At 38.4% G+C, this 14,361-nt stretch carries 15 protein-coding genes; 3 read left to right on the top strand and 12 right to left on the bottom strand.

Annotated features, from left to right (window positions below; translation table 11 throughout):
- Nucleotides 1–181: 181 nt before the first annotated feature.
- From RWU19_RS09325 to RWU19_RS09300, 6 genes are all read right to left on the bottom strand, one after another.
- Nucleotides 182–1,264, bottom strand: coding sequence for a BMP family protein (locus RWU19_RS09325; protein WP_002291111.1), 1,083 nt, complete (start codon nt 1,262–1,264; stop codon nt 182–184).
- Nucleotides 1,265–1,329: 65 nt separating this feature from the next.
- Nucleotides 1,330–1,728 (bottom strand): cytidine deaminase, encoded by a 399-nt coding sequence (locus RWU19_RS09320; RefSeq protein ID WP_002291109.1) that lies wholly within the window; start codon nt 1,726–1,728, stop codon nt 1,330–1,332.
- Nucleotides 1,729–1,746: 18 nt separating this feature from the next.
- The gene (gene deoC / locus RWU19_RS09315) at nt 1,747–2,409 is read right to left on the bottom strand and encodes a deoxyribose-phosphate aldolase (RefSeq protein WP_002291107.1); all 663 of its coding nucleotides are present in this window, start codon (nt 2,407–2,409) and stop codon (nt 1,747–1,749) included.
- A gap of 46 nt (nt 2,410–2,455) precedes the next feature.
- Nucleotides 2,456–3,757, bottom strand: a complete 1,302-nt coding sequence (locus RWU19_RS09310; RefSeq protein WP_123837510.1) for a pyrimidine-nucleoside phosphorylase — start codon at nt 3,755–3,757, stop codon at nt 2,456–2,458.
- 140 nt (nt 3,758–3,897) lie between these two features.
- Entirely contained in the window at nt 3,898–4,914 is a 1,017-nt protein-coding gene (locus tag RWU19_RS09305) for a LacI family DNA-binding transcriptional regulator (RefSeq protein WP_002291103.1), read from the bottom strand.
- Nucleotides 4,915–5,222: 308 nt separating this feature from the next.
- Entirely contained in the window at nt 5,223–5,828 is a 606-nt protein-coding gene (locus RWU19_RS09300) for a class I SAM-dependent methyltransferase (protein WP_123837620.1), read from the bottom strand.
- A gap of 195 nt (nt 5,829–6,023) precedes the next feature.
- On the opposite strand from RWU19_RS09300, the gene coaA reads away from it, so the two are divergent.
- A complete protein-coding gene (gene coaA / locus RWU19_RS09295; RefSeq protein ID WP_002288627.1) occupies nt 6,024–6,947 on the top strand; it encodes a type I pantothenate kinase in 924 nt (307 codons plus the stop codon).
- A gap of 58 nt (nt 6,948–7,005) precedes the next feature.
- Nucleotides 7,006–8,571, top strand: coding sequence for a glutamine-hydrolyzing GMP synthase (guaA, locus tag RWU19_RS09290; RefSeq protein ID WP_024635746.1), 1,566 nt, complete (start codon nt 7,006–7,008; stop codon nt 8,569–8,571).
- A 36-nt stretch (nt 8,572–8,607) separates the two neighbouring features.
- Here the strand turns inward: guaA and RWU19_RS09285 are convergent, their stop codons facing one another.
- Nucleotides 8,608–9,348, bottom strand: coding sequence for a site-specific integrase (locus RWU19_RS09285; protein WP_260241342.1), 741 nt, complete (start codon nt 9,346–9,348; stop codon nt 8,608–8,610).
- Nucleotides 9,349–9,467: 119 nt separating this feature from the next.
- On the opposite strand from RWU19_RS09285, the gene RWU19_RS09280 reads away from it, so the two are divergent.
- The gene (locus tag RWU19_RS09280; protein ID WP_308732824.1) at nt 9,468–9,686 is read left to right on the top strand and encodes a hypothetical protein; all 219 of its coding nucleotides are present in this window, start codon (nt 9,468–9,470) and stop codon (nt 9,684–9,686) included.
- Nucleotides 9,687–9,844: 158 nt separating this feature from the next.
- Here the strand turns inward: RWU19_RS09280 and RWU19_RS09275 are convergent, their stop codons facing one another.
- The 5 genes from RWU19_RS09275 to ribD all read right to left on the bottom strand — a co-directional run bounded on the left by RWU19_RS09275 (nt 9,845) and on the right by ribD (nt 14,290).
- The gene (locus RWU19_RS09275) at nt 9,845–10,591 is read right to left on the bottom strand and encodes a restriction endonuclease (RefSeq protein ID WP_070770279.1); all 747 of its coding nucleotides are present in this window, start codon (nt 10,589–10,591) and stop codon (nt 9,845–9,847) included.
- Between the two features lie 368 nt (nt 10,592–10,959).
- Nucleotides 10,960–11,421, bottom strand: a complete 462-nt coding sequence (ribE, locus tag RWU19_RS09270) for a 6,7-dimethyl-8-ribityllumazine synthase (RefSeq protein ID WP_002315494.1) — start codon at nt 11,419–11,421, stop codon at nt 10,960–10,962.
- A gap of 18 nt (nt 11,422–11,439) precedes the next feature.
- A complete protein-coding gene (locus tag RWU19_RS09265) occupies nt 11,440–12,615 on the bottom strand; it encodes a bifunctional 3,4-dihydroxy-2-butanone-4-phosphate synthase/GTP cyclohydrolase II (protein ID WP_002315493.1) in 1,176 nt (391 codons plus the stop codon).
- The gene (locus tag RWU19_RS09260) at nt 12,612–13,232 is read right to left on the bottom strand and encodes a riboflavin synthase (protein ID WP_123838211.1); all 621 of its coding nucleotides are present in this window, start codon (nt 13,230–13,232) and stop codon (nt 12,612–12,614) included. The genes RWU19_RS09265 and RWU19_RS09260 overlap by 4 nt, the downstream gene beginning before the upstream one ends.
- Nucleotides 13,217–14,290: a bifunctional diaminohydroxyphosphoribosylaminopyrimidine deaminase/5-amino-6-(5-phosphoribosylamino)uracil reductase RibD gene (ribD, locus tag RWU19_RS09255; protein WP_123838210.1), complete on the bottom strand. Its 1,074-nt coding sequence runs from the start codon at nt 14,288–14,290 to the stop codon at nt 13,217–13,219. The genes RWU19_RS09260 and ribD overlap by 16 nt, the downstream gene beginning before the upstream one ends.
- Nucleotides 14,291–14,361 lie beyond the last annotated feature (71 nt).

Raw genomic sequence — 14,361 nt, 5'->3', positions numbered from 1 at the left:
AGGGCAACGATTGACTAAGATTCACGCTTAGTGAGCGTTCTTCTTTTGAAACAAACATTACTTCAGGGAGTTGTTCCCTTATCCAAACTGTCTCAAGGCAGCTTGGATAAATGAACAATTCTTGTTCTAATCAAACCATAGCCTTGTCAAACATGTGTCTAACAAGGCTATAGAAATGGTTTTAGTTTTCTTCAGGAGTTTCTGGAACTTTTACGTCACCTGAAATGATTTTTTCTTTTGCTTCATCCACTGCTTTTTTCGCTTCATCAGAAAGTTGTCCTTCTGTTAAACCAACACCGTCTTCTTTCAATCCATAAACAGTGTGTTCACCACCAGGGAATTTACCGTCAGCTGATTTTTGTGCCAAATCTTCTACTACTGTTCCAACTGCTTTCAGTGTAGATGTCAATGTGAAGTTTTTCTTTTCGCCGTTCAATGTGTATTCGCCTTCGTCTGATTGGTCGCGGTCAACACCGATAACCCAAACTTTTTTGTCGCCTGATTCGTTCAATGATTTTGCTTCTTGGAATACACCGTTACCTGTACCACCTGAAGCATGGAAGATGATATCTGCATTTTGTGCATACATACCTTGAGCAATTGAACGTCCTTTATCTGGAGCAGAGAAGTCACCAGCATATTGGTTCAATACTTTGATTTCTTTTCCTAGTTCTTTCGCACCTGCATCAACACCGGCTTTGAATCCAGCATCAAAACGATCGATTACTTCACCTTTTACGCCGCCGATAAAGCCGACTACGTTTGTTTCAGTCGTGTAAGCTGCTGCAATCCCTGCAAGATAAGAAGCTTCGTTGTCTTTGAATGTTGCAGATACAACGTTATCTAATCCGTCAATCACATCATCGATGATAACAAAGTTCGTACCTGTATTGTTTGTTGCTTGTTCTTGGATCGCTGGTTTTAGTTTATAACCAATACCAAAAATCGTTTTGAATCCAGCATTCAATGCTTGGTCGATATTTGGGATATAATCTGATTCGTTTGAAGATTGGAAGTATTGGAAGCCATCATTGCCTCGTGAAAGACCTTGATCTTTCCCCCATTTTTGTAATCCTTCCCAAGCTGACTGGTTGAATGAACGGTCGTCTACACCACCTGTATCTGTGATCAATGCTGCAGTTGTTGTGTCTGATGAGCTTTTGCCACCGGATGAATCAGTAGAGCCGTTGTTGCCGCATGCACCTAAAAATAACCCTGCTGCTAGTGCGACAGCACCTAAACCAAATAATTTTGCTTTTTTCATTTCTGTAAAGCCTCCTAAAATAATTGTTTTATTTTTCAACAGTCAGCTGACTGAATGAACATGAGTTATAGATCTTTTTCAGTAAATGCATAAGGCAGTAGTTCTCGAACGGTCGTTGCCTTCGTCACACCATTGTCTCCCACTAGCGTAACCGGCATATCAGGGGCGCAGAACTCTGCCATTACTTGCCGACATGCACCACATGGAGAAATAGGATCAGGGGTGTGCCCTGCTACGACTAAATGGGTAAACGATCTTTCTCCTTCTGATACGGCTTTGAAGAAAGCTGTGCGCTCGGCACAATTCGTTAATCCAAATGATGCATTCTCGATGTTGATACCTTGATAAATCTTGCCTGATTCTGTTACGAGACAAGCACCTACCGGAAAATGGGAATAAGGAACGTATGCTTTATCTAACGCTTCAATAGCTGTGTTGATCCATTCTTGTTTGAGTTCTGCCATGAGTTTCTCCTTTGAAAATTAATAGCCTTCGCCAGTTGAACCAGATACGATTGCTACTCCTGCGCTTGTTCCGATTCTTGTAGCACCCGCTTCGATCATTGCCATTGCTTCTTCTTCGTTATGGATACCGCCAGAAGCTTTGACGCCCATTTCTGGTCCTACCGTTTCACGCATCAAGCGGACATCCTCTACCTTTGCACCACCCGTTGAGAAACCAGTTGATGTTTTGACAAAATCAGCGCCTGCAGCTTTTGCTAATTCGCATGCTCGGATGATTTCTTCTCTATCTAATAAAGATGTTTCGATGATCACTTTGACAAGTGCACGATCTTTTGCTGCTTCAACAACTGCTTCGATATCTTTTTGAACTTTTTGATCATCTTTTGATTTCAACGCACCGATATTGATGACCATATCGACTTCATCTGCACCGTTATTGATGGCATCTGTCGTTTCAAATGCTTTTGTCTCGGATGTGTTTGCTCCTAAAGGAAACCCGATCACTGTACATACGGCTACTGGTTCGCCTTGTAATTGTTCTTTTGCTAGCGCAACCCATGCTGGATTGATGCAGACAGAGTAAAAATGATATTTTTTCGCTTCTTCGATAATTTGCATCACAGCTTCTTTAGATGCGTCTGCTTTCAAAATAGTATGGTCGATCATTCGGTTTAGTTCCATTTCTTTTCCCCTTTTCTTTCAAACGGTAAAATCCGCTTTTTTCCTTTTATTCTGTGATAATGTCATGAATCAATGTTGGCTTCATTGCTGACTCGCCAATTTCAATATTTTTATATAATAATTCAACAACCGAAGAGATTTCTTCATCATTACTATAGATTGTCAATAATGACTCGCCCTTTGTCACAGTGTCCCCGATTTTTTTATGCAGTTTCAATCCAACGGCGTAATCAATATCGTCTTCTTTGGTTTTACGCCCAGCACCTAGCATCATTGCAGCAATTCCTAATTCGTTTGCCACGATTTTTGACACGACTCCGCTTTGTTTAGCAGGAAGCTCCATTGTGTAACGTGCAGTCAAAATTCGTTCTGGTTGTTCCACGATCGTTGGGTCTCCCCCTTGATTTTGGATCATTTCTTTGAATTTTGCTAACGCTTTACCTGATTCCAGAGCTTCTTGAAGCAACGTTCTTGCTTCATCGATTGTCGTAGCTTTGCCAGCAAGAACAACCATTTGGCTTCCTAAGGCGTAGCACATTTCTACTAGATCTTCTGGACCATTTCCTTGTAATGTTTCGATTGCCTCGACAACTTCTAGACTATTTCCGATTGCTTCGCCAAGAGGTTCTGACATATCCGAGATTACCGCCACTGTTTCTCGGTTCGCTAGTTTGCCAATGCTTGTCATGGTTTTTGCCAGACGCCTTGCATCTTCGATATTCTTCATGAAAGCACCGTCTCCAGTGGTCACATCCAAAACGATTGCATCTGCTCCTGCCGCGATCTTTTTACTCATGATCGAACTGGCAATCAGCGGAAGAGAATCGACGGTCGCTGTGACGTCACGCAAAGCGTACAATTTTTTGTCCGCCGGTGCCAAGTTTCCTGATTGACCGATTACTGCTACTTTGCTTTCATTGACAATGCGCACGAATGCTTCATCCGAAAGCTCGATCTGAAATCCGGGAATTGCTTCTAGCTTATCTAATGTGCCACCTGTGTAACCTAGACCGCGTCCAGACATTTTAGCCACTGTCACTCCGACACTAGCTACTAGGGGGGCTAAAATCAATGTGGTCGTGTCACCAACGCCACCTGTCGAATGCTTATCTACCTTTATTCCTTCAAGAGAACTCAAATCGATGACATCACCAGAATTAGCAATCGCCAATGTTAAGTTCGTGATTTCTTCATTTGTCATGTCTTGATAAAAAATTGCCATCAATAATGCACTGACTTGATAATCTGGAATCTTTCCATTCGTATAGTTCGTGACGATGTACTCGATTTCCTCTTTCGACAGCTCGTTTCCATCCCTCTTTTTTTCAATCAGATCCACCATTCGCATTGCCTGATCCTCCTTGTCTTCATTCGGTATTATACATTATTTTTAGGAAAGGTAAACCACTTTAGTAAACTGGTTTACTAAAAATAAAAAAAGCACTAACTCGCCTTTGTAAATGCTTACATAAGCAATATACCGCCGAGTTAGCCCTTTGTCAATACTTTTACGCTCTCACGAATAATTAATTTTGTTTCGAACACTTTGTTCGGAACTTTTCTTTGAGGAAATTCGATCGTATCGATTAGGAAACGCGCAGCATAAAATCCAATATCAAAACTTGGTTGCTGCACTGTCGTCAATTGCGGAATCATGTATTCTGACAGTTTTAATCCATCGAATCCTATGACAGAGATATCTTCTGGGATTTTTTTGCCCAATTCATCTATCGCCTGATAGCAGCCGATCGCCATGGCATCATTCCCGCAAAAAATAGCCGTGATATCTTTATGTTTGAGTAATTTTTTTGATGCAGTATAGCCACCTTGGACAGTCAACTCTCCATGTTCAACAAATTTCCCATTAAAAGGCAGGCCATGATCTTTCAGCGCATGACGATATCCGTTGAAACGTTCTTCTAATTGATAGTATCCAGTGGTTTCCTTCAGCATGCCGATCTTCGTATGGCCGCTTTCAATAAATAGTGAAACGGCTTGATAGGCGCCCTCATATTCCTTTACGATAAGCCGTCCGTTATCCCGACGATTCAATCCGCGATCGATTAAAATAATCGGCATTTTTTGATAAAATCCGCTGTCTAATGCGTATTTCTCAGGTAAAATATTTGGTGTTGCCAGCAAGATCCCATCCACTGAGCGGTGGGAAAGCTCTTGTAAATACTTGATCTCATTTTCTTGGCTATGACGAGAATTGCATAACATGATCACATAGCCCAAAGGATTCAAATAGCTCTCTACACCTTCGATCAGTTTGGAGAAGAAGAAATCAGTGACATCAGGGACGATCATTCCGATGGTCTTTGAATGTCGATTGATCACATTTGAAGCGAAATAATCGGGTTTATAATGATGTTCATTCACGATCGACAACACTTTTTTTCTTGTCTTATCACTAAATCGGCTTCCTTTGTTATTCAAAATCTGTGAGACAGTTGTTACTGATACCCCTGCCATTTCTGCAATATCTCTGATGGTCAGCTTCACCCTAGTGGCTCCCTTCTATCTAAATTCCCTATCAGTGTACCAAAACCCCCAAGAAAAGAATAGAGAAAAAAAGAAAGTATGTTTTTTGATAAAAATCTCCTTTATCTACCAACTTGGCAGCGTTCTATACAAGTTCTGTATCTTATTTATTTTATCGTAAAAAACAACGACTCTGTTCCTACTATTTCTTTTTGAAGAAAAAAATAGTTCTTTGTTTTTAAAAACTTCTCAACAAAAAAAGAACTGATACGTACCCTTACATGCACGCCCAGTTCCACTTTTTCGTCGCTCTATTATTTTTCAGCTAGTTATTCTTTCACACTTTTGATGATATAGTATCCTTTATCTTTTGTGACGATTTCTGCATTGCCAAATGTTTCTTCCATCTTCTTTTGCGCACTCGGCGCTCCTTGTTTCTTCTGGATCACAATTGTCAGTGTACCGCCTTGCTTCAACCGAGGATATGCGCCTGTCAAGATTTCATGTACGACTTTTTTTCCAGCACGGATTGGCGGATTGCTGACAATAGCTGCATAGGTTTCTTCATGAAGTACTTCATAGATATTTGATTGATGGATGTCCACTTGTTCGATTTGGTTACGCTTTGCGTTTCCTTGCGCTAGACTCACTGCTCGCTCATTAATGTCGACCATTTCAACAAACCGTTGTGTCGCAAATGCCAAAGCTAGCCCAATCGGTCCATACCCGCATCCCACATCTAAGATCTTTCCTTCATCAGGTAACTCTTCCCAATCAAAAGCATCAATCAGGACACGTGAACCATAATCCACTGTTTCACGTGAAAATACACCAGAATCAGTTACAAATTGAAAGGTTCTGCCTTTTAACTTAAAAGCCCATTGTTCAAAATCGTGCGCCGTATCTGGGCGTTCAGAATAGTAATGATTTGTCATGTCTTCCATCCTTCTCGTTTCTTTCATGTCAACAGTCTATCCTTTTATGTATCCGTACGCAAGTCAAGAATAAAACTCCTTTTCTTTCTATTATAAAGATTGTACAAAAAGATTGGCAATCTCTCTTAAGTGGTGGGGTTTGTGTTTATTTTGTGTTAAAATAGTTCCATTGATGGGAGAACGCAGGAGGCTAATATGAATGATCCAATGAACTACTACCGTGTGGCAAGAGAAGAATGGCGAGAATTTTATCGTAATGGGCAAGCACCTTTGACACAAGATGAACTAGATAATATCAAAAGTTTGAATGACCGCATTTCCATGCAGGATGTTCGAGATATCTACGTACCTCTTGCTCATCTGATATATCTATATATGAAAGAATTCGAATCTTTGTTCTTGAGTAAAGGTTTATTTCTTCATAAATATGTAGAAGTACCGCCTTTTATCATCGGGATTGCCGGAAGCGTAGCCGTTGGAAAAAGTACCACAGCCAGACTGCTGCAGACGATTTTGTCTCGTACCTTCAAACGAAGAAATGTTCAGCTGATCACGACTGATGGATTTCTTTATCCAAATCGTATATTAAAAGAGCGTGGAATCATGGATCGCAAAGGATTTCCTGAAAGTTATGATATGGAGATGCTGATCGACTTCTTGAATCGTGTAAAATCTGGTCAGGAAGAGATAAAAGTACCTGTTTACTCACATGATGTATATGATATCATTCCAGATAAGTACGAGCTGATCCAGCAACCTGATATCTTGATCGTTGAGGGGATCAATACGCTTCAATTACCTGCGAATCAGCAAATCTACGTCAGCGACTTTTTTGATTTTTCTGTCTATGTCGATGCCGATCCCGTGCTGATCGAAAAATGGTATTTGGATCGTTTTGGCGCGTTACTGGATACGGCTTTCCAAAATCCAGAGAATTATTATTATCGTTTTGCTATCGGAGATCGTGAAGAAGCCTTTAAAATGGCAAAAGATGTATGGAAAAATGTGAATTTGAAAAATTTACAGGAATATATCTTGCCTACACGAGGAAGAGCCGATATAATTCTCCATAAAACTGAAAATCATATTATCGATTCGATTTTCATGCGAAAATATTAGCATTTTAAAATAGTTTGACTATTTTGAGATAAAATTTAAAGGGATAGGGGTAATAAATTTGACAAACGTTGCCGATATGACGAACGTTGAAAAGATTATCGTATTAGACTACGGTAGTCAGTATAACCAATTGATCACAAGACGTATTCGTGATCTTGGAGTCTTTTCCGAATTATTGAGCCACCGCATTACTGCAGAAGAAGTAAAAGCGATGAATCCAAAGGGAATCATTCTTTCTGGCGGACCAAACAGTGTATATGATGAGAATGCATTTGGGATCGATCCTGAGATCTTCAATTTAGGTATTCCTGTATTAGGGATTTGCTATGGTATGCAATTGATCACATACAAACTTGGCGGTTCCGTAGAGCCTGCTAAAAACCGCGAATATGGGAAAGCCTTGTTAGAAGTAACAAGCGATCAAGCTGTCTTGTTTAAAGAAACACCAAAACAACAAACAGTATGGATGAGCCATGGTGACTTGGTAACTAAAGTTCCTGAAGGCTTTGAAACAGTCGGAACAAGCAAAGATTGTCCGATTGCTTCTATCCAAGACACAACACGTAATTTTTATGGTATCCAATTCCATGCAGAAGTACGTCATTCCGAATACGGAATCGAATTGTTGCGCCACTTTGCCTTTGATGTTTGCCACTGTGAAGGTAACTGGACAATGGATAACTTTATTGATATGCAAGTAGAAAAAATCCGTGAACAAGTTGGTGACAAAAAAGTCTTGCTTGGTCTCTCAGGCGGCGTTGATTCTAGTGTCGTTGGGGTTCTTTTACAAAAAGCGATTGGTAACCAATTGACATCTATCTTCGTTGACCATGGTCTGCTACGCAAAGGCGAAGCGGAACAAGTAATGGAAAGTCTAGGCGGAAAATTCGGCTTGAACATCATCAAAGTCGATGCAAGAGATCGCTTCTTAGACAAGTTGAAAGGTGTATCTGACCCAGAACAAAAACGTAAAATCATTGGGAATGAATTCGTATATGTTTTTGATGACGAAGCAACAAAACTTGCTGGTGAAGAAGGCGTCTCTTTCTTAGCACAAGGAACGTTGTATACTGACGTTATCGAATCTGGTACAGAAACAGCACAAACGATCAAATCTCACCATAATGTAGGTGGACTGCCAGAAGATATGCAATTTGAATTGATCGAACCATTAAACACACTATTCAAAGACGAAGTCCGTGAATTAGGTACTCAATTAGGCATGCCTGATTCAATCGTTTGGCGTCAGCCATTCCCTGGCCCTGGTCTTGGTATTCGTGTTCTTGGCGAAATCACTGAAGACAAGCTAGAAATCGTACGCGAATCTGATGCTATCTTGCGCGAAGAAATCGCAGCTGCTGGACTTGACCGTGATATCTGGCAATATTTCACTGTTCTTCCAGGAATCCGCTCTGTCGGTGTTATGGGGGACGGACGTACTTACGACTACACAGTCGGTATCCGTGCGGTGACTTCAATCGACGGAATGACAGCTGACTTTGCCCGTATCCCATGGGAAGTCTTGCAAAAAATCTCTGTACGTATCGTAAACGAAGTAGCCCATGTCAACCGCATCGTGTATGACATCACTTCTAAACCACCAGCAACAGTGGAATGGGAATAAGAAACAACACGCTAGAAAGCCTATGTTATAGGATTTCTAGCGGTTTTCTTTTGGTGTGGTCACATTTTGGTCACACTTGTGTTCGTTGTTCCTTTTTTTATCTGTCGTAAATTGATTCTTAGTTTCAGGTGTCAGATTGCTTTTAGAAAAATTAATTTGGATAGATCCAGTCAAATCATTCGCTATCTCTCTCAATGAATTGGGATACAAATGACCATAAGTTCCTAAAGTCGTTTGTACATCAGCATGCCCTAGTCTCTCCTTAATTCGAAGTGCATCCTTTCGCTGTGATATAAGCAAAGAAGCATGACTATGTCTTAACCCATGTATGCGGATTATATGAACACCAGCAATCGTTGCATGTCTTCTCATAATATGACGGATTGTATATTTCTGAGTAGGTATTCCATTATAAGAAAGTACAAACGACATGCCTCCTATTGAATCTTGACGCTCCTTCCAATCTTTTAAAAAGGTAATTGTATCATCGTCTTGTTCGATTGTACGAATACTAGAAGCTGTTTTGGGTTCTACAAACTCATAGGTTTTGGCATTCTTATAATAGAGTGGTTTATTCACACGCAAGTTTTTATTTTCAAAATCAATATCTTTCCAACTTAATGCAGTGGCTTCTCCCAAACGCATACCGGTCATAAACAGTAACCAAATACAAATAAAACCACAATGTTGGTACAAATCATCAATATAAAAAGTTGAAATGACTTTTTCAAATTCTTCTTTTGTCCAAAAATCAACTGTAGTTTTCTTTTTCTTCACATTGCCAATAACTTTTGCAGGATTTTTTCAAGTAGTCCCAAAACCACTGCTTGGTCTAATGACATCTGAAAAATCCCATATATGTTTCTTACATGTGTGAAAGAAGAAATTTCACTGAAATGCATGAAATTGTTCATCTTTATAAAGATATTCCTTATGTGAGAGAAGGACATACATTTTCTGATATGATTTCAGAAAATGGTTATTTATCAGAAGACTTGCCTAAAGAATATCGCGCTAATGTTGGAGCTAGTATCTTAATGGCAAATGACTCAGCTTTAAAATATGCGCTCTATCGATTCTCTTCTTTTGAAGAAGTAGCAAATATTTTTTCATGAGTAAATCAGCCTTATTCAACCGATTAACAGAGTATTTAATTTTTAATAAAAATTGCCATCCCGATTATGCTCGAAGCTTAATAAACAATTATAGATACAGAAATAACAAAGAATTTTTTAGTATATTCTATCAACATAATGCTTATTTTAATACCTTACTAACTAAATGACTTTTCTGTATACTTACATTCAGGATACATAGTACAAGCTCTAAAATAACTATGGTTGCTCTCACTCCATTTATCTACAATAAAGCCAGATTCACATTTTGGACATTTGACAACTTTTTCAGGTAAACTTTTTAAAAAAATATATTTTTCCATAGTTTTTGGGATCAAGTTATTCAATAGCTGTAACAATCCATATCTATCATACCATTCAATATTTTGTGCCTTTTCATTCTTTTCTATTTCCATGTATACATATGGATTAAATAGGGAAGTAGTGATAAATAGTTTATTTGTCCAACCTTTATCTGAAATCCCAGAATAATGTTTGATATAGTCTACTGTAATAATTTTGGGGGCTTTAGTATTTAAACGGTAATGTTTTGCTTGTACTGCAATACATTCATCATCTTTTTTTATAATTAAATCTATATTGTTGTCTCCTGTATATACATATCTATCTTTTTGATATTCTTTTTTTGTTACTTCGACTTCATAATTAGCTAATCGAAAAACAGCTGCTAAAAATTGTTCAAAATAATCTCCCTGCTGTCTCCAACCAGTTTTACCTACGGAAAACTCTTTATCCATATTATTTAAAAAATCTATCACTATGGTTTCATCATCACTTTGTACAAAAGATAACCCTTTTACTTCACGATACTTTTTAGATAAAACTTCTTTTGAATTTATTTCTTCTGTCTTATGTGTAACTTTTTGTAAAAAACTTTTAAGCATAAGCACTACTCCTAATAAATAATTTGTTTCACAATATATAATTATAATAACTCTAAACAAGTATTATTTATATATTTCATAAAAATTTTTTTACAAAAAGTCCAGATTCACTAGGTATATTCGCATAAGAAAATCATTTTACAAATCAATTTTTGTATTAAATTTCATTGTTTTTTCACTTTTCTTTTTGATGGCAAAATATTACAGAAATTATAATTACATACGTGACCATTTTACTTATCAAAAATACCTGTCAGGATAATCCTTGACAGGCACTTTTGATATTAATAACTGCGTTTGTTGTATTCAGTAAACTGAAGGTTTATATTTTCGCAGTAAACTCGTCATACTCTAAAAATTAGGAATTTTCAAATTTGTTGTGAAAGAGAGATCATTTCAATTAACCCTTGAGCAGCTTCACTACCTTTATTCCCTGCTTTCGTCCCTGCTCTTTCAATTGCTTGCTCAATGGATTCTGTGGTTAATACACCGAACATCACGGGAATATCGGATTCTAGGTTAATATGTGCGACTCCTTTTGCTACCTCATTGGAAACTAATTCATAATGAGTAGTTGCGCCTCTGATCACTGTTCCCAACGTAATCAACCCATCATAACTATCTTTTTTGCTGAGTTTTTTGGTAATAAAAGGAATTTCAAAAGCTCCTGGTACCCAATATATATCAATTTGTTCTTCTTTAACGCCGTGTCTTTTTAAATTATCCAATGCTCCTTGCAATAATTTTTGATTGATAAATTCATTAAATCGCGCGACTACAATTCCTATTCGAAGATCCCTTGGAGAATAATTTCCTTCATAAATTGTCATTTTCTTGCTCCTTTATTTTTATACTGATAAGTAATGGTGGAACTTATCTCTTTTTGTTTTTAAATAGGCTTGGTTTTCCTTTTGTGGAACGGTTTCAATGGGTACCCTATCGACAATCGTAATTCCATCCTGTTGTAGCTCTGTTACTTTATCGGGATTGTTTGTAAGTAATCGAATGGACGTTGCACCAATTGATTTTAAAATATCTGCTGCAAAGTGATAATCTCGTTCATCCGGAGCAAACCCCAATTCAATATTTGCTTCATAAGTATCAAGTCCTTGTTCTTGTAATTGATAAGCTTTTAGCTTATTCCTCAATCCGATCCCACGACCTTCTTGACGAAGATAAAGAATAGCCCCAGTCCCCTCTTTCTCAATCATTCTCATCGCTTCATGTAACTGTTCACCACAATCGCAACGATGAGACCCGAAGACATCACCGGTTAAACATTCTGAATGAACTCGGACTAATGTAGGAGATTGACTATTTTGAATATCTCCTTTTGTTAACAATAAATGCTCCCGCTTTTCTCCATCTTCATAAATCGTCAATTTGAAATCACCATAATCTGTCGGTAAGTTTACTGTTATATGACTACTTTCTTCTAAAAATTTTACCAACTCATCAATAGTAATTAAGGGTAACTGCCATTTTTCAGATAAACGGGTCAGGTCTTTCATCCTTGCCATCGTTCCATCCTCTTTTAGGATCTCGCAAATATAAGCAGCCTCTACGCTATTAGCTAATTTCGCTAAATCAATCGCAGCTTCAGTGTGTCCTCGACGTACAAGCGTTCCGCCCTCTACACTAATCAAAGGGAAAATATGTCCTGGTCTAAGAAAATCATTTGATTTCGAATGAGGATCAGCCAATGCTTGAATGGAAGTTGCTCGATCAAATGCGGAAATACCAGTCTTCGTATGTTTATGATCCACACTAATCGTAAAAGCTGTACCAAATGCATCCGTATTATGAGCTGTCATTTCTCCTAAAGATAAGCGTTGCGCAATGCTCTTAGATAGTGGCGCACAAATTAATCCTCGACCAAACTTTGTCATAAAATTGACCGCCTCAGGTGTCACATATTCGGCTAAACCAACCAGATCTCCTTCTGATTCTCTATCTTCATCATCAGCTACAATGATTAGCCCACCCTTTTTCAGGGTCTTTATTGCTTCAGTAATATTACTCATAGTAAGTCCTTCTCCTTATACATTTCAAATTTATTTCTCTGTGCCTTTACATATTTTCCAACCATATCCGTTTCTATATTCACAAAATGTCCTACACTTAAATTTCCCAGATTTGTCAAGGATTTGGAATGTGGAATCAGACTAACTGAAAAGCTTGCTGTTGTTGTTTCCGTCACTGTTAAACTTACTCCATTAATTGCAATTGATCCTTGTGGAATGATTTCACCTGCATATTTGGTTGGATAAGCAAACGTCAAAACTAATGCATTTTGATTCTCTACTTTCTTAATCAACCTTGTAACAGTATCAATATGTCCCGCAACAAAATGTCCTTCAAAACGTTGCATCATCAAAACTGCTCGTTCTAAATTGACTCTATCGCCCACTTTTACGGTGGAAAAAGTGGTCCGTTTAAAAGTTTCAGGCATTATTTCAGCTTTAAAAAATGTACTTGAAACCTCAATAGCAGTTAAACATACCCCATTGACTGCCATACTATCACCAATGTTGTAATCACTTAGTATACTGTTGGAAGCCTGAAAAGTGAGTTGGATCATTTGCTGGTTTCGTCTAATTTCTTTGACTATTCCTTGTTCGGCGATTAATCCTGTGAACATTGCTTTCGTTTCCCCCTCACTCGAATGTCTTCTCCAAGCTGTTCAACTTCCAAAAATTCTAATTGCTGGTCTTTAGAGACTAAACGTTCACTATGAAAGGACATCGGACTTGTTCCCCCAAAAAGTTTGGGCGCAATATAACTGATGACTTCGTCCCAGAGACTTTCTGCTAAAAAAGCATCATGGATTTTCGCTCCTCCTTCTACGTACAACGACTGAACACCTTTCTTTCTCATGGTCTCAATAAAGAAGGCAAAAGAAAACTTAGGTGTATAAAAAATTGTTACATGGGGGAATATTTCCTTTAGCTCATGATTTTCCGTAAATATCCAAACCGGACTTGTTGTCTTTTGAAAAAGATTGAGTTCAGGACTTTTAAGAATCCGCCCTCTACGATCCAAAACGATGCGCACTGGCGGGAAAATATTTTCAGCATCAGGCAACAAATGAGGGTTATCAACTAGAACAGTTTCGCTCCCCACCACGATTCCTTGGTATTCTCCTCGCTCTTTCCGTACTCTTGAAATTGCCCTTGGGCTTGTTATTGAGTGCCGAGAACCTTTCTTTATAGAAATCTTCCCATCTAGTGTAACGGCTTGTTTTAGTGTGATATAGGGACGATCCATTTCAAAAAAGTGGTTATAAAAAGGATTCAGTGCTCTACATTTCTCTTCTTCCACACCTACAATTACTTTGATTCCATGCTTTTGTAGAAATTCTCTGCCTTTTCCTGCCACTAAAGGATTCGGATCAAGCTGACCTATGACTACTGTTGTGATACCAGACTGAACAATGGCTTGCGTACAAGGTGGCTGTTTTCCTTGGTGGTTACAAGGTTCTAAAGTAACATATAAAGTTGAATTAAACAGTTCTTCGGGGGAACTACAATTTTGAATAGCATTTACTTCAGCGTGGGACTCGCCATAATGTAAATGGGCACCTAGTGAGATTAGCTTTCCTTCTTTTACAATTGCTGCTCCAACTAATGGATTGGTAAAGGTATTTCCCTTTCCTTTTTTTGCTTCTGCAATCGCAGCTAGCATGAAAGACTGGTGCATATAAATTCCCCCTTTCAACAAAAAAAGCCCTGCGAATTTAATCACAGGGCATAACTAAACAAACCTAAAGG

The sequence above is a fragment of the Enterococcus sp. 2STP genome (assembly GCF_032465635.1).
Taxonomy (GTDB): domain Bacteria; phylum Bacillota; class Bacilli; order Lactobacillales; family Enterococcaceae; genus Enterococcus_B; species Enterococcus_B lactis.
This window is presented reverse-complemented; position numbering and strand designations above follow the sequence as displayed.